The organism is Paraburkholderia sp. RL17-381-BIF-C, assembly GCF_046026435.1.
Classification (GTDB): domain Bacteria; phylum Pseudomonadota; class Gammaproteobacteria; order Burkholderiales; family Burkholderiaceae; genus Paraburkholderia.
This window is the reverse complement of the sequence record NZ_JARESX010000013.1, coordinates 70,566-91,440: the sequence shown is the minus strand read 5'-3', so window position 1 is coordinate 91,440 and position 20,875 is coordinate 70,566. Positions and strand designations below refer to the sequence as shown.

Genomic DNA, 20,875 nt, shown 5'->3' with positions numbered 1-20,875 from the left:
TAAATATAGTCGTTGAAAATGGCGATGGCGGCACGCATGCCGCCATCGACCACCCAAGCTTGCTTAGACCTGAATCGCTTCCGGATCGGTCTTTTCCAGTTCGACCGAGGCGGCCAGCAGCCCCAGCCGCGCCACCACACCGTACATATAGAAGCGGTTCGGCGGCGCCGCGCCGGGTTTGGCGTGCGCGTCGGGCAGCGCCGTGTGCTCGAAGCCGAGCGGCACGAAGTGCATTCCGGGTGCGTTCAGATTCTGATCGCGCTCGCGGCTGCCGTGCACGCGGTAGAAGCCGCCCACGACATATCGGTCGATCATGTACACGACCGGCTCGGCCACTTCCTCGCCAATGCGCTCGAAGGTGTACACGCCTTCCTGCACGATCACGTCGTGCACTTCCAGGCCGTCTTTGGTCGCCGCCATCTTGGCGCGTTCGCGCTTGGTGAGCGCGGCAACTTCCGACGCGTCGTGCACGGTCATCACACCCATGCCATAAGTGCCCGCATCCGACTTGATGACGACATACGGTTTCTCGGAGATGCCGTACTCGCGATACTTCTTGGCAATCTTCTTCAGCACGCCGTCGATCGCATCCGCTAGCGCTTCCTCACCGGTGCGTTCCTGGAAATCGACGCCTTCCACATGCGCGAAATACGGATTGATCATCCACGGATCGATCTCGACCATCTTCGCAAACTTCTTCGCGACGTCGTCATAACAGGAAAAATGCGTCGATTTGCGGCGAACGGCCCAGCCGGCATGCAGCGGCGGCAGCAAATATTGTTCGTGCAGATTTTCGAGCACAGGCGGAATGCCGCCCGACAGATCGTTATTCAGCAGAATCGAGCACGGGTCGAAATTCTTCAGACCAAGACGACGCTGCGAGCGCTCGAGCGGTTCGAGCACGAGCTTCTGCCCGTCGGAAAGCGCGATCGTGACCGGCCCGTTGATGGTTTCGTCGAGCGTGCCGAAACGCACGTTCAAGCCGGCCTGGCGCATGATCGCAGCCAGCCGGGCGACATTCTCGAGATAAAACGCGTTGCGCGTGTGGCGCTCGGGAATCACCAGCAAATTCTTGGCGTCCGGGCAGATCTTCTCGATCGAGGCCATGGCGGCCTGCACGGCGAGCGGCAGCACTTCCTGCGGCAGATTGTTGAATGCGCCAGGAAACAGATTGGTGTCGACCGGCGCGAGCTTGAAGCCCGCGTTGCGCAGGTCGACGGAACAGTAGAACGGCGGCGTGTGCTCCTGCCATTCGAGCCGGAACCAGCGTTCGATGGCGGGTGTGGCGTCGAGGATCTTCCGCTCAAGATCGAGCAGCGGGCCGTTTAACGCCGTAACTAGGTGCGGAACCATTGATCACTCGCAGACTGGAGAAAAAAGATTGTAGAGCAAATGCTTTGTCCATTTGGGGACGGTTTCTCCATTCGCAAGCGGACGCGAATGCATTCTCGCTATCGCCATGATAGGCAGGGAAAACTACCGTTTACAAGATAGCGCGCAAGAAAAAAGCCCGCCATGAAGGCGGGCCAAAGTCGCTGTGCTTATTTCTGAACCGGCGAGCCCGGGAGCGCGGGCTCGCGATACGTTGCTTACTCGACGTGTTCGCCGTGCAGGCTCACGTCCAGACCTTCGCGTTCCTGTTCTTCCGTCACGCGGATGCCCATCACCATGTCGATGATCTTCAGCAGGATGAAGCTCACCACGCCGCTGTAGATCAGCGTCGTCAGCACGCCCTTGGCCTGCAGGATCACGCTGCCGTCCGCGCCGCCGATGTCCTTGACCGCGAACACGCCGGTCAGGATCGCACCCACGATACCGCCGATGCAGTGCACGCCGAACGCGTCGAGCGAGTCGTCGTAACCGAGCTTGTGCTTGAGCCACGTTGCCGACCAGAAGCAGATCACGCCTGCCGCGATACCGATCACCAGCGAACCCGCCGTACCGACGAAGCCCGAAGCCGGCGTAATCGCCACCAGACCGGCCACGGCGCCCGACACGATACCGAGTACCGACGGCTTACCCTTGGTTGCCCATTCGGCGAACATCCATGCGAGTGCTGCTGCTGCGGTTGCCACTTGCGTTGCGAACATCGCGAAACCGGCACGGCCGTCTGCCGCCACTGCCGAACCCGCGTTGAAGCCGAACCAGCCCACCCACAGCATGGCGCCACCGATCAGCGTGAGCGTCAGGTTGTGCGGCGCCATGGCTTCCTTGCCGTAGCCGACGCGCTTGCCGAGCACCAGCGCGCAGACCAGCGCCGCGATACCGGCGTTGATGTGCACCACCGTGCCGCCCGCGAAGTCGAGGACGCCCGCGCTAGCCAGCCAGCCGGTCGGTTCCCAGACCATGTGCGCGATCGGCGAGTAGACGATGATCGACCACAGCGTCATGAAAACGAGCATCGCCGAGAACTTCATACGGTCGGCAAACGCGCCCGTGATCAGTGCCGGGGTGATGATCGCGAACGTCATCTGATAGACGACATAGACCGTTTCCGGGATCGTCGGCGCGAGGTGGCTGACGGTCAGCGTCGTGGCCTTGTCGCCCTTGATGTAGTTCATGCCCGCCATGAAGAAGCGCGAGAAACCGCCGATGAACGAATTGCCCGGCGTGAAGGCGAGCGTATAGCCCACCACGACCCAGATGATCGACACGAGGCAGGTGATCGCGAAGCTTTGCATCAGGATCGCGAGCACGCTCTTCTTGCGGACCATGCCGCCGTAGAACAGTGCCAGACCCGGGATCGTCATGAACAGCACGAGCGCGGTGGAGGTCAGCATCCAGGCGGTATCGCCGGAGTTGATCTTCGACGAATCGACCGAGAACGGCGCGGTCGGGGCAGCCGGCGCAGCGTCCGATGCTGCGGGTGCGGCGGCGGCCGCGCTGGCAGCCGGTGCGGCGGACGCGTCCGCGGCCGGTGCCGAAGCCGCGGCGGCAGCGGGTGCGGCCGAAGCGTCCGACGCCGGCGCACTCGCCGTCGTATCGGGAGCAGCGGCCGAAGCGGCTGCGGGGGCGGAAGCGTCGTCCGCGAGGGCGGCGCCGATACCGCCCGCGAGCAGCGAACCGGCCATCAGCAAGGACATCATTAATTTGCGCATCTTTCGTTTCCTCTTGTCGCTATCTGTGTCGCTATCTTTTGGTATTACAGAGCGTCCGCGCCGGTCTCCCCGGTGCGAATCCGAATCACTTGCTCGATCGGCGTGACGAAGATCTTGCCGTCGCCGATCTTGCCGGTGCGTGCCGCGCGCTCGAGCGCCTCGATCGCCTGGTCGACGATGTCGTCCGAGACAGCAGCCTCGATCTTCACCTTCGGCAGGAAATCGACGACGTATTCAGCGCCGCGATACAGCTCCGTGTGGCCTTTCTGGCGACCAAAACCTTTGACTTCGGTCACCGTGATGCCCGAGACGCCGATGGCCGACAAGGCTTCGCGCGCCTCATCGAGCTTGAACGGCTTGATGATTGCGGTAATGAGTTTCATGAAATCCCTCGCTTAGTTGCGTAACCCGTTGCGTAACCCGTTTTGCGTACCCGTAACCCGTTCGCGTGGTCTCGTTTCGCTGCCGGCAAACAGGTGCCGGCAGAGCGCGCGGGGCAGTAACAGCAACTCGCATGCCATGTTGTGTCAGACTCCGCACCGCAGGCCTCGCAAAAGGGGCGCAAAGGGCCCTGGCCGGAAGGCCAGCGCTGGCGGGGCAAGCTGGCGCGGCTTATGGATCGTTGCTAGAGTGTTCGAAGGTTCTGAACGCACGGGCGCGCACCAAAGGGGCCCATACGGCCGCGGCGCGCAACGGGTCATGCACCAACAGCGCCCATTTAACGCGACAAAGCACAGACGCAACGAAACATGCACACTTTTTGTGCAACAAAGGGAACACCATGAAACAACCGAATGATGTTTTTAACGACTTTCAGGCCCGCATGAGCGAGCTGTTCAAGAACTCGCCGGCCAAAGATGTCGAACGCAACGTGAAGGCCATGCTGTCGCAGGGCTTTTCGAAGCTCGACCTCGTCACCCGCGAAGAATTCGATACGCAGACCCAGGTGCTGGTGCGTACCCGCGCGCGCCTCGAAGAACTGGAGCGCCGCGTCGCCGAGCTCGAACAGAAGCTGCCGGTCACGCAAACACCCTAAATAGGTCTGCTCGCGGCTCATCCGCCGCGCAGTGCTGCACATCACAGGCAAGCGAGCCGTGACGTCATCAGCGTTTTAGGGGACTTGCGCGCGCCGCTGGCGCGCCGTCCGACGGGAGAAAACATGTCGCTTGCCGTGGTGCGCAGTCGCGCGCCGGCCGCTGGCCGCGCGCCCGAAGTAACCGTCGAGGTCCACCTCGCGAACGGATTACCCTCTTTTTCGATTGTCGGCCTGCCTGATCTGGAAGTGCGCGAAAGCCGCGAGCGCGTGCGCGCGGCGCTGCAGAACTGCAACTTCGACTTTCCTGTGCGGCGCATTACCGTCAATCTCGCGCCGGCCGATTTACCGAAGGAATCCGGCCGCTTCGATCTGCCGATCGCTTTGGGCATTCTCGCGGCGAGCGGCCAGATTCCCGCGGAGTCCTTGCTGCATCGCGAATTCGCGGGCGAACTCTCGTTGACGGGCGCGCTCCGGCCAATGCGCGGCGCCTTCGCCATGGCCTGCGGAACCGCGCGCGGCGGCGTGGCTCACGCCGGAGCAACTTCGTCTGGCGAGCTTGCTGCATCCGGGCCGGCTGCTCATTCCACTCCACAGCTCTATCTGCCCGCCGCGAGCGCGGCGGAAGCGGCGCTCGTGCCCGGCGTCGACGTCTACGGCGCCGCCGATCTGCCTTCGCTGTGCGCTCACCTGGCCGGTGCGCCCGACGCGCGGCTTTATCCGCTCGCCGCGCCGGATCTCGCCGAGTGCGCCACCGCCGTCGTTCCGGATATGGGTGACGTGATCGGTCAGCGCGGCGCGCGCCGGGCACTCGAAGTCGCTGCGGCCGGCGGGCATCACGTGCTGCTGGTCGGGCCGCCCGGTGCGGGCAAATCGATGCTCGCCGCCCGCCTGCCGAGCCTGTTGCCCCCCATGACCGACGACGAAGCGCTCAGCTCCGCCGCTTTGCTGTCCGCCAGCCGGGCCGGTTTTACGCCGTCGCAATGGCGTCGACGGCCGTTTCGCGCTCCGCATCACTCGTCTAGCGCCGCAGCGCTGGTGGGCGGGCGCAATCCGCCGCAGCCCGGTGAAATCACGCTGGCGCACCTTGGCGTGCTGTTTCTGGACGAGCTACCCGAGTTCCACCGCGACGTGCTCGAAACGCTGCGTGAGCCGCTCGAAGCGGGCCGCATCACGATTTCACGCGCTGCCTTGCAGGTGGACTTTCCGGCTGCCTGCCAGTTGATCGCCGCCATGAATCCGTGTCCGTGCGGCTGGCGCGGCGATCCCCAAGGCCGCTGCCGGTGCACACCCGAGATCGCCGCGCGTTACTTGCGCAAGCTCTCCGGGCCCCTGCTCGACCGGATCGACATCCAACTCGAAATTCCGGCGCTCACACCGTCGGAACTGTCCGCCCGTTCGACAGCCGCCGGGGAGACAAGCGCGGCCATTGCCGTGCGCGTGAACCGCGCACGCGAGCGCCAGTTGAGCCGCCAGGGCAAAACCAATCGGGAATTGGGAGGACGGGAAGTAGACGAGGTCTGCCGCCCCGACGCAGCGGGCGAAGGTTTGCTACGCGAAGCCGGAGAGCGCTTCGGATGGTCCGCGCGTGCGTACTACCGGGTCCTGAAGGTGGCGCGCACCATTGCCGACCTTGCCGGCACAGCCATGCCGAACGCCGCGCAGATCGGCGAAGCGATCCAATATCGGCGGGCTTTTGGCTCTCTATGAGGCGAAAAACTTGCTGTCAAGACTTGACTTATGCACATGCTCACGTTCCAGACAGATTTTGATACATCTGAAAGGTCCACCGCGAGCAGCATCCAAAAGGCATTGATTTGACTGGCTTTTTTCAGCGCCGTCGAACCGGGCGAATCTGACAGAGTGCCCATAGAATGGGCATCTCCGCGCGATTCGGGCGAGTTCTCAACAGAGTTATCCACAGCCACTGTGAGTAATAGAAAAACTTCAACGTAAACCGTGAATTAGCGTGCAATTCTGCGAAGGAACTTTCACTGTGCGGCGCGCACGCGCCGCGATCCATCAGGCGTCGCATCGGCCAAAAATACCGCTCTCAATACAGTTGGAACGACGAAAAAAACTGGTCGACCTGTTCCTGCTGCATCGGCTTGGGTGAAATGATGGCCGCCTGGTAGACATGCCGCCCGCGCGCCACCAGCCGGGCGTAGACAGTGCGGGCTTCGTGCTGCGAGCCTGCCTCGCCGCTCAGCTTCATTTCCAGACCGAGCACCCGGCCGCCGGCCGCCAGTGGGATCTGCACCGCGCGAGCTTCCGGCGCGGCGCCCACGTTGCGGGCAAGACCGTTGCGCAGGAACTCGAGTGCGGCGCGCTGCGTGGCTTCCCTGTCGTTGGGCAACATCACCGTGCCGACCGCGAAGACAGCGTCGCCGGCTTCGGCCGTCTGCATCGCCATCTGCATAGGCGTGCCGTCGATCTGGACGGCACGCTGATCGTTGCCCGGTTTCGCCGGCAGGTCGACGGTGTAGCCGTTGTCGTTGTTCGTGATGGTGCGCCAGTCGAAGGTCGGCGAGCATGCGCTCAACGCGCAGCCCAACGCGATACTGCAAGCCAGCGTGCTCAACACTGCCCGCGCGCTTTGCGTCCGGGAAGCGTCAACGGCCGCAGCTTGGCTCGAAAGCCGGCTCAGCGAGCGGCCCGCCCGGGGACTGCGAGACAGAATTCGTGCAAGGAAGGGACGGATTTGATCAAGGCAAAAAACGGTTTGGAGCATGGGGACAGAAGATCGGACGGACGGGGACGTAAAACCCTATTATCCGCTCCCGGCGCGGCTCCTGCCGTGCCGCCGGAATGGGGCTACAATAGCGACGCTGTCGCGCCGCCTCCAGCACAGGGCCGTAAGCCCGAAGCGACGCACTGTTCCGCGCGTTCCGCGCGACTCTCGAGGTTCCGTTCATGAGTTCCACTCCGACCACCGCATCGCGGCGCGCGAATCCGCTTCGCTACCTCATCATTGCCGCCGTGGCCCTTGCGATCGCCGTCGCCGGTTATTTCGCCTTTGCCGGCCAGCAGCGTGTGCCCGATGCGACCTTCACGTTGCTGTCCGGCCAGAAAGTCTCGACTGCCGACCTGAAAGGCAAGGTCTACCTCGTCAACTTCTGGGCGACGAGCTGCGATACCTGCATGAAGGAAATGCCGCAGATGGTCCAGACGTATAACCGCTTCAAGGACCAGGGCCTCGAATTCGTCGCCGTGGCGATGAACTACGACGCGCCCATGTACGTGGCCAACTACACGCAAACCCGCCAGTTGCCGTTCAAGGTTGCCATGGACGACGGCTCGGCCGCCAAGCAGTTCGGCAACGTCCAGCTCACGCCGACCACTTTCCTGATCGACAAGGACGGCCGGATTCTCAAGCGCTATGTCGGCGAGCCGCAATTCGCGGAACTCGACCAGCTGCTGGAAAAGGCGCTGAAACCGGCCTGAACGCGCGGCGTCGCCCGACCGGATTCATACTGATTCAAACACGCCGGCGTCGCACTTCGACGCCGGCGTTTTCATATCCTCACCGCTCCGCTTCCCCTTTGGCCGCGAGGCCATATCGCTTGATTTTCTCGTAGAGCGTGGCTTTGCCGAGCTGCAGCTTGTCTGCCGCGACCGCGACCGCGCCGCCGGCCTGCTCCAGCGCCTCCGCGATCACCGCCCGCTCGAATTGTTCGACGCGCTCTTTCAAAGGCTGCGTGGCCGCGCCGTCGTCGCCGAAAGACATGACGGGATCGTCGGCGACGCCGAGCACGAAGCGGTCGGCGGCATTGCGCAGCTCCCGCACGTTGCCCGGCCAGTCACGCTGCATCAGGCCGGCGCGTTGACGATCGGTGAGGATCGGCGCGGGACGCTGATAACGCACCGCCGCGTCCAGCAGGAAGTGTTCGAAGAGCGGCACGATGTCCTCGCGCCGCTCGCCGAGCGGCGGCAGTGCGATCGTCACCACATTCAGCCGGTACAGCAGATCGCGCCGGAACGAGCCGTCCGCGACGTGCTCGGCCATGTCGCCCTTGGCGGCGGCGACCACGCGGCAATTCACGCGGATCGGCTGATTCGAGCCGAGCCGTTCCAGCACGCCGTCCTGTAGCACGCGCAGCAGCTTGACCTGCAACGCGAGCGGCATGCTTTCGATTTCATCCAGAAACAGCGTGCCGCCCGACGCATGCTCGAGCTTGCCGATGCGCCGTTTCGCAGCGCCCGTGAAAGCGCCCGGCTCGTAGCCGAACATTTCCGACTCAAACATTGGCTCCGGCAGTGCGCCACAATTCACCGCGATAAACGGCTTGTCACGCCGCGGCGACAGTTCATGCAGGCTGCGCGCGATCAGCTCCTTGCCCGCGCCGGTGTCGCCGTTGATCAGCACGGAGGCATCCGTCGGCGCGATATTGGCGATTAGCCGCCGCACCTGTTCGATAGCCGGACTTCTGCCGATAATCCGCGGCGCCACCGAGTTCTGCTCCGCCAGTTCGCGGCGCAACGCGAGATTCTCCAGCACCAGCTTGCGGCGCTCCAACGCGCGCCGCACGGTTTCGATCAGACGTTCGGACGCGAACGGCTTTTCGATGAAGTCATACGCGCCGTCGCGCATGGCCTGAACGGCCATTGAAATGTCGCCGTGACCCGTCACCAGAATCACCGGCACATCGGGCGCGCGCTCGTGGCATTGCGCAAGCAGTTCGAGGCCGCTTGCGCCCGGCAAGCGAATATCGCTGACGATCACGCCGGAGAAGTCCGCGCCGATCATCTTCGCCGCGGACTCCGCCGACGCATGGCCGATCACGTCGAAGCCCGCCAGTTGCAGACTCTGCACGCTGGCGCGCCGCACCAGTTCGTCATCTTCGATATACAGCACTTGCAGGCCGTGGTTCAGCATGGCGTTTTCCGTGTGATTCAGGAGCCCGTTGTCAGCGGGTCCGGTGTGTGGCTCGTCTGCACGCGCGCGCGGCGCAGCGTCAACACGAATAATGCACCGCCGTGCGGCGCGTTGCGCGCCACCAGCGAGCCACCGCAGTCGCGCGCGATAGACGACGATATCGCGAGGCCAAGCCCCAACCCCTGGCCCATTTCTTTGGTGGTGAAGAACGGTTCGAACAGCCGCGGCAGAACATCCTCGGCAATGCCGGGGCCGTTGTCGCTCACGGCGAACGACAGATTCGCATCGGCGACTTCGATCTCGATCGAAATGCGTGGCGCGCTGATGTCGGCCGTCGCATCGAGGGCGTTGCCGAGCAGGTTGATCAGCACCTGTTCGAGCCGCAGATCGTCGCAATGCGCAATCAGTTCGGGATGGTCGTCGGCGAGACTCAGCGGCGTGCGCGTGCCGCTTTGCGCGTCGAGCAGAGCGAACTCCACCTCGACGCCTGCCAGGCGCTTCTGCAACAGCGCGACCACGTTGCGCAACGCCCGCATGATCGGCGCTCGCGCACTGCGCGGCCGCGCGCGTCCGACGAACAGCTTCAATTGGTTGGTGATCTTGCCCATGCGCTCCGTGAGCGCCGCGATCGCTTCGAGATTTTCGCGCGCCGACGCCTGGTCGCCGCGTTCGAGCAGCACTCGCGTGTTGTCCGAGAAACCGCGCAACGCGGCGAGCGGCTGGTTCAGCTCATGCGTGATGCCGGCGGCCATCTGACCGAGCGCGGCAAGCTTGCTCGCCTGAATCAGTTCGTCGTGCGCCGCGCGCAATTCCTGTTCGGCGCGGGTTCGTTCGGCCACTTCCTTTTGCAACTGTTCGTTCGCCTCTGAGAGATCCGCCGTGCGCTCGGCGACCCGCCGGTTCAATTCCGCGTAGGCTTTTTGCAGCAGCGCCCGGCTGCGCATCACTTCGCGCACGCGAGCCCGGCGCATTCTCCAGTAGAACGCCAGCAACACGAGCGACACGTAGCCGAAGCCGGTGACGATGGTCGCCTTGCGCGCGTCGGCGTCGACCGGATCGACGGGCGACATGGTGATCAGATGCCAGTCCGGCTCGCCCATGCCGCGGCGCGACGCGAGATAGCGCGGTGCATAGCGGCCGCCGCCGATGCGCACGATCTGCGCGTTGCCTTCGAGCGTGCGTTCGATCGTCACCGGCAGCGGCGCGATCGGCTGCTGCGCGTATTGACGCGCCTGGTAGATCGAATCCGCGACCGGCCCCGACAGCGGCCGGATCGTGTGGTATTTCCACGCCGGCATCGACGACAGGAAAATCACGCCGTGGTCGTCGGTCACGACAAGCGGCTCGGACGCATCCGCGCCCTGAAACCATTCGAGATCGAGTTTGACGACCGCCGCGCCGACGATCTTGCCGTCGCGCCGCACCGGCTGAGAGATGTAATAACCCGGCGCTTGCGAGATCGTGCCGATGCCGAAGAAGCGGCCCACGCCGCCTTTCACCGCGTCGAGAAAATACGGCCGGAACTGATAGCCGGCGCCAATGAAACTGCCCGGCCCGCGCCAGTTGCTCGCCGCGACGCAAAAGCCGTCGAGTGGAATGATGTAGGTGACCGTGGCGCGCGCGTGGCGGTTCAGGTCTTCGAGATAAAGATTGGCGCGCGCAACATTGGCCGCACTGGGATTGACCAGCACGTCCTGCACGATCGGATGTTCCGCGAGCAGATAAGGTAGCGATTCGTAGCGTTCGAGCGTGCTCTTCAGCGCGCTGGTCGTACGGTCGACCCGCACTGAGGCGTTGCGCCGCAAATGGTCGATGCCGCTTTGCCAAGCGATGCTGTACGTGAGCCCGCATGCTGCGACGAGCCCGGCGACGAGCGCGAAGAGGATCAGCAGGCGTCGCGTCACGTTGGCAATATCCGATCGGTAAGGATCGTTTATTGTGGCATAAGGCGACGCGTCGCCGGCGTCAGCCTCGTCGGCCGACGAGGCGGGGGTTTGGCGCGCGGACACCGGTTTCATACGCTGGTGTCCGCGGCTGTGAGGATGACGTTAAAAGGCGTTGCCGATGCGCGGTTCAGACGCCGGCCGGCTCTTTGATCGCCACGTCGCCACGCAAGGCGGCGTTCAGCTTGTTGCGATCCAGTTCCTTTTCCCATGCCGACACGACCACCGTCGCCACGCCGTTGCCGACAATGTTCGTCAGCGCGCGGCATTCGCTCATGAAGCGGTCGATACCGAGAATCAGCACCATGCCCGACAGCGGAATGGTCGGCACCACCGCAAGCGTCGCGGCCAGCGTGATGAAGCCCGCGCCCGTCACGCCACTCGCGCCCTTCGACGTGAGCATGGTCACCGCCAGCAGCGTGAGCTGCTGCGTCCAGGTGAGGTCGGTGTTGGTGGCTTGCGCGATGAACAGCACGGCCATCGTCATGTAGATGTTGGTGCCGTCGAGGTTGAACGAATAACCGGTCGGCACCACGAGGCCCACCACCGAGCGCGAGCAGCCGAGCTTTTCGAGCTTCAGCATGAGTTGCGGCAGCGCGGCTTCGGACGAGCTCGTGCCGAGCACGATCAGCATCTCTTCCTTGATGTACGCAACGAAGCGCAGGATGTTGAAACCCACCGCACGCGCAATGATGCCGAGCACGACCACCACGAACACGATCGAGGTCAGATAGAACGTGCCGATCAGCTTGAGCATCGGCAGCAACGAGCCGATACCGTACTTGCCGATCGTGAACGCCATTGCGCCGAACGCGCCGATCGGCGCCAGCTTCGTGATGATGCGCACAATGCCGAACAGCACATGCGAGAGCCCGTCGATGAAGCTCGTTACGACCTTGCCTTTCTCACCGGCGGTCGCGAGCACCGCGCCGAACAGCAGCGCGATCAGCAGGATCTGCAGGATTTCACCCTGCGCGAACGCTGACACGAGCGTGTCCGGAATGAGGTGCATCAGGAAGTCGACCGTGGTCTGCCCGTGCGCTTTCGCGGCATACGAGGCGACCGCCTTGCCGTCGAGCGTGGCCGGGTCGATGTTGAAGCCGACGCCCGGTTTGAGCACGTGCGTGGCGATCAGGCCGAGCACCAGTGCGAAGGTCGAGACGATTTCGAAGTACAGCAACGCCTTGCCGCCGACGCGCCCAACCTTCTTCATGTCCTCCATGCCGGCGATACCCGTCACCACCGTACAGAAGATGATCGGTCCGATCACCATCTTGATCAGCTTGATGAAGCCGTCGCCGAGCGGCTTCATGTCGACGGCGAGATTCGGATAGAAATGTCCGAGCGCGATACCTATAAGGATCGCCACGATCACCTGGACGTACAGTACTTTGTGGATAGGTTTCTTCACGATGGTTCCTGCGATGTGGATGAGCTCAATGGCCTGCCACGCTGCGCATCATGCGAACGAATAGTCGTCACGCCTGTGCACGGCATTAGGCCGCGACAAGGGACGAATTCAGAAATACCGGGAAGGGAAATCGGACATCGTTGTCTCCTTGCTTTAGTTGTCGGACCGTTGCGGCCGCGATATCTATTTCGCAAGGTCGATGCCAGCTCAAAGCCGGACTCGGGGCTTTGATTTATATGGGTTTTTTGGCGCCACACGGGATGCGCTGTCCGGGATTCCGGAAATCCGGACGAGGAGTGTCGGGGAATCCGGAACCGAACGCGGCGGCGGCTACGGGATAACCCGTAAGGCTTTCTACGACGACGCGCGCTGGCCAGAGGCCTGCGCGCCGTCCAACGTGCGGCCTCTAAACCGCGCCCTCTTCCAACACCAGCAGATTCTCGTGCGAGAACCCCAGCGACACCGGCTGCCCGCGTTCGGGCAAACCGCGATTCGGGTCGTTGAACACGTCGAGAGAAATCACGGCGTCTTTCACGCGCGTTCTGATGCGCACCACCGCACCGAGGAAATTGACCTCTTCGACGGTCGCGTTCAGCGTGTTGCGGCCGGGCGCGGCCGGCTCCAGCACGATGGCCTCGGGACGCAGCGCGAGCAAACGCTTCTTGCCCGCATCGGCCGACGGCAACTCCTGCGTGGTGATCAACTCCTGACCGTCCACCACCATCTTGCCGGTCGCCGGATCGACCACGTGCCCGGCCAGAATGTTCAGCGTGCCGACGAACGACGCGACAAAGCGGGTGCGCGGATAGTTATAGATTTCGGACGGCGTACCGATCTGCTCGACGCGGCCCTCGTTCATCACGACGATACGATCGGAGATCGACAGCGCTTCTTCCTGATCGTGGGTGACGAAAATCGACGTGATACCCAACTCGCGCTGCAACGCGCGAATATCCTGGCGCAACGAAATGCGGATCTTGGCATCCAGCGCGGAAAGCGGTTCGTCGAGCAGCAACACTTGCGGCTTGCCGGCAAGCGCCCGCGCGAGCGCCACGCGTTGCTGCTGGCCACCCGACAATTGCCACGGATAACGGCCGCCCAGGTGCGGCAGCTTGATCAGTTGCAGCATCTCGTCGACGCGCTGATTGATCTCCGCCTGCGGCCGATGCGTAATCTTCAGCCCAAAGCCGATGTTCTCGGCCACGGTCATGTTCGGAAACAGCGCATACGACTGGAACACCATGCCGACCTTGCGTTGCCGCGTGCGAAGGTGCGTGACGTCCTTGTTGTCCAGCCGGATGATGCCGCGCGTGGGCGTTTCGAAGCCGGCGATCATGCGCAGCACCGTCGTCTTGCCGCAGCCGGACGGCCCGAGGAAAGTGATGAACTCGCCCCGTTCGATCTTCATATCGAAGTGATGCAGCGCCGTGTTCGCCCCGAAGGACTTATGCAGATTTTCGATTTCCAGGAATGCCATGATTCGCTGCCCCAGTCCGTCAAACTCATTGGATCAAACTTATCGGCCAAACTCGTTGGTCACACTTTCTGGCCGCTCATGGCGCGGGCCGAGCCGAACACCTGTATCAAACCCATCGACGCCCACGTGATCACGAACGCGATGATCGCGAGCGCCGAGGGTTCATACGCGCGGTTCGCGCCGATCAATTGCAGATACGGGCCGAACGCGGGACGGTCCAGCAGACTCGCCAGTGTGAACTCGCCGATCACCACCGCAAAGGTGAGAAACGCGCCGGACAGAATGCCCGAGCGGATATTCGGGAAGATCACTTTGAAGAGAATGGTCGGCCAGTTCGCGCCGAGACACTCGGCCGCCTCGGTGAGCGAGCGCACGTCGACCGCGCGCAGGCCGGCGTCGACGGCGCGGTACATGTACGGCAGCGAGAGCGTGACGTAGCCGAACACCAGCAATAGATCCGTGGCGCGCTCATTGCCGGTGAGCGGCAGAATCGAACTGCTGTTATAGATGCGCAGATAACCGAATACGATCACGATGGCCGGCACGACCAACGGCAACAGCGTGATGAATTCGACGACCGGCCGCAGCTTCGGCAAGCGCAACTGCACCCAGTAAGCCGTCGGCACCACCAGCAGCACGCCGACCACGATCGTCAGCAGCGCCATCAGAATCGAGTAGCCGAACGAGGCCTGAAAGCGCGGATCGCCGAGTACGACGCTATACGCTTCGAAACTGTAGGAGCCGCGCTTCATGCGCAGGCTGAATTCGAACGTCGCGATCAAGGGAATGAGAAAGTACAGCGAACCGACGATCATCGCGGTCCACGCACCCACGCGCGATTGGCTTTTCATCGACGCCCCCTTTCAGCGCGCGAGCGCAGCCAGATGTAGCCGCCATTCGACAGACCGGTGACGAGCACCATGCCGAGCGCGAGTGCATAACCGAGATTCTGGTTATGCATGACGTCGCCGCGAATCTGCGCATACAGCAGGATCGTGACGATGTTCAGCGAACTGCCGGTCAGCGCATAAGCCGTGGCGACCGCACCGAACGAATTGGCGAACAGCAGCAGCGCGGCGCCGAGCACGCTCGGCCAAAGCACCGGCAGCGCGACGTAGCGCCAGTATTGATACGAGGTCCCGCCGAGGCAGTCACAGGCCTCGCGCCACTCACGTTTCAGACCGTCGAGCGCGGGCGTGACGATCAGCACCATCAACGGAATCTGGAAATACAGATAGGTCAGCGTCAGGCCGGAAAAGCTCAGGATGCTGAAGCCCGTCGAGTACAGATTGAAGCCGAGGTACTTCTTCAGCAATACGGTGACGAGCCCGACGCGTCCCAACGTGCAGATGAAAGCGAATGCGAGCGGCACGCCGGCAAAGTTCGACGCGACGCCGGAAAACGTCATCAGGGTCGGGCGAATCCAGCCGGGCAGCTTGCCCTGCACCGCCGCCCATGCGAGCAGCGAGCCGATCACCGCGCCGCCGAGCGACGAGGCCGCGCTCACCTTGAAGCTGATCCAGTACGCGTCCAGCACGGTCGGCTGGAGCAGGTCGCGAAAGTTGGCGAGCGTGAAGTGGCCTTGCGAATCCTGAAACGCGCCGACCATCAGGAAGCCGGTCGGCAGAATCAGGAACAGCAGCGCAAAAGTAAAAAACGGCACCACGCCGATCCAGGCGAGGAACTGCGACGCGCGGCCCGGACCGTCGACGCGAGGCGTTGGGGTGGGTACAGGCGGAACCAGCAATTCCGGCTGCACCGATCCAGCATCCGATGAAGCGCTCATAGCTCACCCTTGGGGCAATCTGGCAAACGCACCAGGCACGCCGCGCTCATGACGAAGAGCGGCGCGCCGGAGCGGCAAAACTTCAGGCTACTGTTCGGCGTCGCGGCTCGCGTGTTCCCCTGCGGCCGCGACATCCACTACGCCGCTTACTTGACGTTCGCGCCGACCGTTTCGTCCCAGTGCTTCGTAATGGTTTCCTTGTACGCGTCCTGTTGCGAGAGCGTCGGGAACACGACATTCTTGTACGACGAAGGCGGGGGCAGCTTGTCCAGCAATGCCTGCGGCACTTTCTTGCCGGTCACCAGTTCGTTGTAGCGCATCGGATGGCAGTAGCCCTTCAGCCAGCCAATCTGACCTTCGTCCGAGTACAGATATTCCATCCACAACTTGGCTGCGTTCGGGTGCGGCGCATACGCGCTGATCGCCTGAACGTACACACCCGCGACCACGCCCGTTTGCGGAATCACCACCTGCACCTTCGGGTTGCCCTTCAGCGTGTCGCGATCGGCCAGCGCGTTGTAATCCCAACGCACGACGATCGGCGTGGTGCCTTGCGCGAGCGAGGCGGCCTTGCCGATCACCGGCACGAAGTTGCCGTTCTTGTTCAGGTTGGCGAAATAAGTGAGGCCGGCCTGCCCGGCTTTGCTCGCATCGCCCTTGCTTTGCGAGAGGCCCGCGGCATAGACGGCCTGAATTGCCTGATTGGCCGAGCGCGGATCGCCCGCGAGCGAGACGGCGTTCTTGTACTCCGGCTTGAGCAGATCGCTCCAGTCGGACGGCGCCTTGTCGATCATGTCGGCGTTCACTTCAAACGAGAGCACGCCGTAGTAATCGCCATACCAATAGCCGTCGGCGTCTTTCGACTCTTTCGGGATCGAGTTCCACGAGGCGACCTTGTACGGCTGCAGCAGCCCTTCGGCCTTCGCGGACGGACCGAACGAGAGGCCCACGTCGATCACGTCGGGCGCTTGCGGGCCCTTGTTGCCCTTGTTCGCCTTGATGGCTTCGACTTCGTCGCCCGAACCCGCATCCGGATTCAGTTCGTTGATCTTGATGCCGTACTTCTTCTGAAAGCCGGCGACCAGTTCACCGTAGTTGCACCAGTCGTGGGGCAACGCGATCACGGTGAGTTGGCCTTCCTGCTTGGCGGCGGCGATCAGTGCATCGAGCGGCGCGGCCGAAGCGCTGCTGCTGACGCCGGCGGCGGTGACACCCGCAACGGCCGACATCGAGAGTATGCGAGCTAACGCGGTGCGGTTCATAGTCTTCCCCATCCTCTGCCGAAATTGCTACGTTTGGAAAATTTCTATTTCGAGCCTCAGGACGCGCCCGTGCACCCTTGCACTTGCGCGGCCTCGCCATGTTCAGGCCGGGTTGGCCGGCATGGAGAACATGTCGTGTCGCAGTGTATCGATGCGATCTGTACAAATCATGTCGACGCCCCATTGCGCGAGCAGTTGCGCGCGCGCCGGATCGTTGACGGTGTAGGCGAGCACGCGCAGGCCGGCGGCATGAATCTCCTCGATCAGCGGCTCGGTCAGGTACCGGTGGTTCGCGTGAAAGGACACGCAGTCGAGTTCGCGCACCACGCGCAGCCAGTCCGCCGGCACCTCGTCGAACAGCATGCCGCGTTGCAATGACGGCGCCGCCTCACGCGCGGCGGCGAGCGCCTCGAATGAAAACGACGAGAGCAGCGGCGGCGTCTGGCCTTGCCATAGTGTCAGCGCGCCGCTTGCGACCAGAGTCCCGGTGATCTCGTCACGGCCGGGGCACGGTTTGATTTCGATGTTGGCGGCAATGCCGTCGCGCGCACAGCGCCCCGCCGCCTCGGCGAGCGTCGGCAAACGCGTGCCGGCGAATTGCGGCCCGTACCATGCACCGGCGTCGAGCGCGGCCAGTTGCTGCCACGTGTGTTCCGCAGCGGCGCCATGGCCGTTGGTGGTGCGCTCGAGGGTGTCGTCGTGCAGCAGAAAGAGTTGGTTGTCGGCGGAAAGCTTGGCGTCGAACTCGACCATGCGGTAGCCATAGCGCACGCAGGCGTCGAAACCGGCGAGCGTGTTCTCCGGCGCCAGCGTGCCGCCGCAGCGATGCGCGGCTAGTCGCGGATAAGGCCAGTCTGCGGATAAAGCGCGATTAATCCCGTTTCCCACGTCTCGCTACCTTTCAGATAGAGCGGTTGACCATGCTCTCGACACGTTCCCAGCCGTCACTGCCGCCTTGACCTTCATGATCCACGCAGGTCTCTAGTTGTCCGTTCACGCGCGAGCCTGGCGCGTAGTATCGCGCTAAGGCAGGCGCTGCGATAGTCGGACGTACGCTCCAGGCATTCACCGCGCCGGACCCCGCTGCGTCTTTGTCAGGATGACGAAGCGTGCCGCCACCGTGCAGTTCGACACCGGGCGTGCTTCGCTCAGGCGGCCGATCCCAAGATCCATTATGGCGGCGACACTTGCCAATCAGATTGCCAAAAAACGCCGCAAAATGCTCGAAATCGGACATTTCAATTCCTTTTCGAACATTTGATGTTCGAAACGGGCTTGGCGCTTCGATCTGCGAAGGCTAAAGTTAAATACACAAACTTGCAAGCTGCCAAAAAAATACAACACAATTCGACTAAAGTAGTACGCTTGACATCGTCCGGACACACATTCGTGAGCACGATGTCGCAGTTAACAACAAGCTAAATAAACGCGCGTACGCAGCCAAGGAAACATGCATGTGGCAGGAAGACCGTCATCAGAGAATTCGCGCGTTGCTGTCCACGCTTCAACGTGTGTCCACGGAACGGATCATGGCGGACCTCGGGGTGTCGCGCGAAACAGTACGGCGCGATCTGCTCGACCTCGAAGCGCTAGGTGAACTACGGCGCGTGCACGGCGGCGCGATCAAACCAGCCGACGAAGCGCCGATCGCCGAGCGAGCGCACATGCGCGTCAAGTCTAAAACCGCGATCGCAAAGGCGGCCACGGGCTTGATCGCGAGCGGCCAGACACTGTTCATCGACGCGGGCACCACCACCGCCGCGCTGGCCGAAGAACTGGCGAAACTCGCGAACCTCACCATCGTCACCAACTCGATCGATGTCGCGCTGAAAATGCGCGGCGGCGTCGATCAAACCGAAGCCGCCAACGAGGTCATCCTGCTCGGCGGTTCGATCAGCGACCGCGCCATGGCGACCACCGGCGCCACCACCGTGCTCGATATCCAGCGCTATCGCGCGGACCTCGCGCTGCTATCGCCGGTCGGCATCGATCACCGGCACGGTGCGACCAATTACGACCACGCTGAAACCGAAGTGGCGCGCGCCATGGTCGCCAATGCGGACCGCGTGGCGATCCTCGCCGATTACAGCAAGATCGGCCAACGCAGCCGCATCTCCTACTGCCCGGTCGATCGGATCGACGTGCTCGTCACCAACAAAAAGGCGGCCGAAGCCGCCGATTTTGCATCGCTGAAGAAGAAGCTCGAAGAGATCGTTCTTGCCTGACGCACCAGACACAAGGCCCGAGGCTCCATGCCCGAGCCTTGAGGTCTGATGTCTATTCCTTCACATGCATCGTATCGAGCGAGCGCTTGCGCAAGCGAGTGTCGTGCAACGCGCCGGCTGCATCGAGCACCGGATAGGCGGTCGAACAGAACAGCGAATTGAGGCGCTTCATGTCGCTGATCAGATCGAGATGCAGTGCGCTGGTCTCGATGCTTCGCAAGGTCTGACCGGCAAGCCGGTCCAGATGCCGGTATGAATAGGCCCGCTCCAGATCGCGAAAGCGTTCCTTCTCCGCAAGCAGGCGCTCTGCGCATCGCAGATCGTTGTTCAGAAACACCGACAGCCCAAGCTGCAGATTGCTGACGAGGCGTGCCTGCAAGTCGTCCAGCTCACCCAGCCCCTCTTCCGAAAACGACAGCCGGTGGGCGATCTTCTTTTCCTCGATGTCGCCCACGATCCGCTCGATGATGTCGCCCGCGTGTTCGAGATTGATCGTCAGTGAAATGATGTCGGTCCAGCGGCGGCTATCGGCTTCGTCGAGTTGTTCGCGCGAGATCAGCGTCAGATAGGTTTTGACCGCGGCGTAGAGTTCGTCGACATCGTCGTCCATGCGGACGGTTTCCCGCGCCTTGTCCAGATTGTTGTGATGAATCAGGTCTGAAACATTGTCGAGCATGGTGCGCACGATGTCGCCGATGCGCAGCACCTCGCGTGCGGCATGCGCAAGCGCGAGCGTAGGCGTGGACAGCGCCGCGGCATCCAGGTGAAGCGGCCGAAGCTCACCATTCGGCAGCGGCCGGTTCGGCAGAAGGCGCACACAGATGCGCGACACCGGATCGATCAGCGACAGGCACGCGCAGCAGCGCAGCGTGTTGTAGATCAGGTGAAATCCGACGGTCGCTTCACGCGGATTCGCGATCAACACCGGCAGCCCGCGCGCGAGCAGCGAAGTGAACGGCAAAATCAGCAACGCGCCGGCCAGCTTGAACGCAAAGCTGCCCAACGCGAGACGCCGCGCGGCCGCGTTCTGCGCGACGGTGCCGAGAAGCGCGAGCAAGCCGCTGCCAAGATTCGCGCCGATCACGAGGCACAGCGCGACCTTCAGCGAAATCACACCGGATGAGGCGAGCGTCGCGGTCAGCAGCACGGCGGCAAGGCTCGAATAGGACAGCATGGCGAACGCGGCGCCGACCAGTGCGTCGAGCATCGTATCGCCGGTCAGCGCACCGAACATTACGCGCACGCCGGCGCCTTGCATCATGGGTTGGGCGGCTTCGACGATCAAACGCAGCGCCAGCAGGATCAAGCCGAGACCGATCAACGTGCGCCCGGCCTGGCCGAGACGGGTTTGCTTGCGCGACAGGAAGAGCGGCACGCCGAGCAGAATCAGGATCGGCGACAACCAGGATAGATCGAGAGTGAGAACCCGCGCCATCAATGCGGTGCCGACGTCGGCGCCGAGCATGATCGCGAGACCGCTGGTGAGCGGCAAGAGGCCCTGCGCCGCGAACGACGTGACGATCACCGCGGTGGCGTTGCTGCTCTGCACGAGGCTCGTAACGCCGACACCCGAGAGAAAGGCCCGCCAGCGGCTACTGGTGCTGCGCCCCAGCACGCTGCGCAGATCGGCGCCGAGAACCCGCAGGATGCCGGTGCGCACAATGTGCGAGCCCCACACGAGGAGCGCCACACCGGCCAGAAGGTTTAGGAGAATCAACATAAGGCGCTGCGCATCCGTTCCTGCTGCCATGACCCGAACCGCAT

At 63.0% G+C, this 20,875-nt stretch carries 18 protein-coding genes; 4 read left to right on the top strand and 14 right to left on the bottom strand.

Going from position 1 to position 20,875, the window contains the following annotated elements:
- Positions 1 to 63: 63 nt before the first annotated feature.
- From gshA to P0D70_RS11195, 3 genes are all read right to left on the bottom strand, one after another.
- Complete coding sequence (gene gshA, locus P0D70_RS11205; RefSeq protein ID WP_408161807.1) at positions 64 to 1,353, bottom strand: glutamate--cysteine ligase; 1,290 nt, start codon at positions 1,351 to 1,353, stop codon at positions 64 to 66.
- A gap of 236 nt (positions 1,354 to 1,589) precedes the next feature.
- A complete protein-coding gene (locus P0D70_RS11200) occupies positions 1,590 to 3,098 on the bottom strand; it encodes an ammonium transporter (protein ID WP_408184536.1) in 1,509 nt (502 codons plus the stop codon).
- Positions 3,099 to 3,142: 44 nt separating this feature from the next.
- Positions 3,143 to 3,481, bottom strand: coding sequence for a P-II family nitrogen regulator (locus tag P0D70_RS11195; protein ID WP_006048089.1), 339 nt, complete (start codon positions 3,479 to 3,481; stop codon positions 3,143 to 3,145).
- Between the two features lie 398 nt (positions 3,482 to 3,879).
- Between P0D70_RS11195 and P0D70_RS11190 the strand changes: the two genes are divergently transcribed.
- A complete protein-coding gene (locus P0D70_RS11190; protein WP_012431591.1) occupies positions 3,880 to 4,134 on the top strand; it encodes an accessory factor UbiK family protein in 255 nt (84 codons plus the stop codon).
- A gap of 123 nt (positions 4,135 to 4,257) precedes the next feature.
- Positions 4,258 to 5,841: a YifB family Mg chelatase-like AAA ATPase gene (locus P0D70_RS11185; protein WP_408184535.1), complete on the top strand. Its 1,584-nt coding sequence runs from the start codon at positions 4,258 to 4,260 to the stop codon at positions 5,839 to 5,841.
- Between the two features lie 343 nt (positions 5,842 to 6,184).
- Here the strand turns inward: P0D70_RS11185 and P0D70_RS11180 are convergent, their stop codons facing one another.
- Positions 6,185 to 6,862: a hypothetical protein gene (locus P0D70_RS11180; RefSeq protein ID WP_408184534.1), complete on the bottom strand. Its 678-nt coding sequence runs from the start codon at positions 6,860 to 6,862 to the stop codon at positions 6,185 to 6,187.
- Between the two features lie 182 nt (positions 6,863 to 7,044).
- Here P0D70_RS11180 and P0D70_RS11175 point away from each other — a divergent pair, with 182 nt between their 5' ends.
- A complete protein-coding gene (locus tag P0D70_RS11175; RefSeq protein WP_091796876.1) occupies positions 7,045 to 7,575 on the top strand; it encodes a TlpA disulfide reductase family protein in 531 nt (176 codons plus the stop codon).
- Positions 7,576 to 7,654: 79 nt separating this feature from the next.
- On the opposite strand, the gene P0D70_RS11170 is transcribed toward P0D70_RS11175, so the two are convergent.
- From P0D70_RS11170 to P0D70_RS11130, 9 genes are all read right to left on the bottom strand, one after another.
- Positions 7,655 to 9,007 carry a sigma-54-dependent transcriptional regulator gene (locus P0D70_RS11170; RefSeq protein ID WP_177205036.1) on the bottom strand — a complete coding sequence of 451 codons (1,353 nt, stop codon included), beginning with the start codon at positions 9,005 to 9,007 and terminating at the stop codon, positions 7,655 to 7,657.
- Positions 9,008 to 9,024: 17 nt separating this feature from the next.
- Positions 9,025 to 11,025 (bottom strand): sensor histidine kinase, encoded by a 2,001-nt coding sequence (locus tag P0D70_RS11165; RefSeq protein WP_091796877.1) that lies wholly within the window; start codon positions 11,023 to 11,025, stop codon positions 9,025 to 9,027.
- Between the two features lie 55 nt (positions 11,026 to 11,080).
- Positions 11,081 to 12,361 (bottom strand): dicarboxylate/amino acid:cation symporter, encoded by a 1,281-nt coding sequence (locus P0D70_RS11160; protein ID WP_091796878.1) that lies wholly within the window; start codon positions 12,359 to 12,361, stop codon positions 11,081 to 11,083.
- A gap of 406 nt (positions 12,362 to 12,767) precedes the next feature.
- A complete protein-coding gene (locus P0D70_RS11155) occupies positions 12,768 to 13,838 on the bottom strand; it encodes an ABC transporter ATP-binding protein (RefSeq protein WP_091796879.1) in 1,071 nt (356 codons plus the stop codon).
- Positions 13,839 to 13,897: 59 nt separating this feature from the next.
- A complete protein-coding gene (locus P0D70_RS11150; RefSeq protein WP_408184533.1) occupies positions 13,898 to 14,689 on the bottom strand; it encodes an ABC transporter permease in 792 nt (263 codons plus the stop codon).
- On the bottom strand, positions 14,686 to 15,624 hold the full coding sequence (locus tag P0D70_RS11145) for an ABC transporter permease (protein WP_091796881.1): 939 nt from the start codon (positions 15,622 to 15,624) through the stop codon (positions 14,686 to 14,688). Before P0D70_RS11145 ends, P0D70_RS11150 begins: the two co-directional genes overlap by 4 nt.
- Before the next feature lie 146 nt (positions 15,625 to 15,770).
- A complete protein-coding gene (locus P0D70_RS11140; RefSeq protein ID WP_408184532.1) occupies positions 15,771 to 16,886 on the bottom strand; it encodes an ABC transporter substrate-binding protein in 1,116 nt (371 codons plus the stop codon).
- A 102-nt stretch (positions 16,887 to 16,988) separates the two neighbouring features.
- Positions 16,989 to 17,774 carry a glycerophosphodiester phosphodiesterase gene (gene ugpQ / locus P0D70_RS11135; protein WP_408184531.1) on the bottom strand — a complete coding sequence of 262 codons (786 nt, stop codon included), beginning with the start codon at positions 17,772 to 17,774 and terminating at the stop codon, positions 16,989 to 16,991.
- Positions 17,775 to 17,787: 13 nt separating this feature from the next.
- The gene (locus P0D70_RS11130; protein ID WP_408184530.1) at positions 17,788 to 18,123 is read right to left on the bottom strand and encodes a hypothetical protein; all 336 of its coding nucleotides are present in this window, start codon (positions 18,121 to 18,123) and stop codon (positions 17,788 to 17,790) included.
- A gap of 217 nt (positions 18,124 to 18,340) precedes the next feature.
- Between P0D70_RS11130 and P0D70_RS11125 the strand changes: the two genes are divergently transcribed.
- Complete coding sequence (locus P0D70_RS11125; RefSeq protein WP_091796884.1) at positions 18,341 to 19,111, top strand: DeoR/GlpR family DNA-binding transcription regulator; 771 nt, start codon at positions 18,341 to 18,343, stop codon at positions 19,109 to 19,111.
- A gap of 52 nt (positions 19,112 to 19,163) precedes the next feature.
- Here the strand turns inward: P0D70_RS11125 and P0D70_RS11120 are convergent, their stop codons facing one another.
- Entirely contained in the window at positions 19,164 to 20,831 is a 1,668-nt protein-coding gene (locus P0D70_RS11120; protein WP_408184529.1) for a Na/Pi cotransporter family protein, read from the bottom strand.
- Positions 20,832 to 20,875 lie beyond the last annotated feature (44 nt).

Excerpts from the sequence above, each read along its gene's own strand:
- P0D70_RS11130 (WP_408184530.1), bottom strand. The coding sequence starts at position 18,123 with ATGTCCGATTTCGAGCATTTTGCGGCGTTTTTTGGCAATCTGATTGGC.
- P0D70_RS11125 (WP_091796884.1), top strand. The coding sequence starts at position 18,341 with ATGTGGCAGGAAGACCGTCATCAGAGAATTCGCGCGTTGCTGTCCACG.
- P0D70_RS11170 (WP_177205036.1), bottom strand. The coding sequence starts at position 9,007 with ATGCTGAACCACGGCCTGCAAGTGCTGTATATCGAAGATGACGAACTG.
- P0D70_RS11140 (WP_408184532.1), bottom strand. The coding sequence starts at position 16,886 with ATGAACCGCACCGCGTTAGCTCGCATACTCTCGATGTCGGCCGTTGCG.
- P0D70_RS11195 (WP_006048089.1), bottom strand. The coding sequence starts at position 3,481 with ATGAAACTCATTACCGCAATCATCAAGCCGTTCAAGCTCGATGAGGCG.
- P0D70_RS11190 (WP_012431591.1), top strand. The coding sequence starts at position 3,880 with ATGAAACAACCGAATGATGTTTTTAACGACTTTCAGGCCCGCATGAGC.
- P0D70_RS11200 (WP_408184536.1), bottom strand. The coding sequence starts at position 3,098 with ATGCGCAAATTAATGATGTCCTTGCTGATGGCCGGTTCGCTGCTCGCG.
- P0D70_RS11185 (WP_408184535.1), top strand. The coding sequence starts at position 4,258 with ATGTCGCTTGCCGTGGTGCGCAGTCGCGCGCCGGCCGCTGGCCGCGCG.
- P0D70_RS11150 (WP_408184533.1), bottom strand. The coding sequence starts at position 14,689 with ATGAAAAGCCAATCGCGCGTGGGTGCGTGGACCGCGATGATCGTCGGT.
- P0D70_RS11175 (WP_091796876.1), top strand. The coding sequence starts at position 7,045 with ATGAGTTCCACTCCGACCACCGCATCGCGGCGCGCGAATCCGCTTCGC.
- P0D70_RS11155 (WP_091796879.1), bottom strand. The coding sequence starts at position 13,838 with ATGGCATTCCTGGAAATCGAAAATCTGCATAAGTCCTTCGGGGCGAAC.
- gshA (WP_408161807.1), bottom strand. The coding sequence starts at position 1,353 with ATGGTTCCGCACCTAGTTACGGCGTTAAACGGCCCGCTGCTCGATCTT.
- P0D70_RS11145 (WP_091796881.1), bottom strand. The coding sequence starts at position 15,624 with ATGAGCGCTTCATCGGATGCTGGATCGGTGCAGCCGGAATTGCTGGTT.
- P0D70_RS11165 (WP_091796877.1), bottom strand. The coding sequence starts at position 11,025 with ATGAAACCGGTGTCCGCGCGCCAAACCCCCGCCTCGTCGGCCGACGAG.
- P0D70_RS11180 (WP_408184534.1), bottom strand. The coding sequence starts at position 6,862 with ATGCTCCAAACCGTTTTTTGCCTTGATCAAATCCGTCCCTTCCTTGCA.
- P0D70_RS11120 (WP_408184529.1), bottom strand. The coding sequence starts at position 20,831 with ATGTTGATTCTCCTAAACCTTCTGGCCGGTGTGGCGCTCCTCGTGTGG.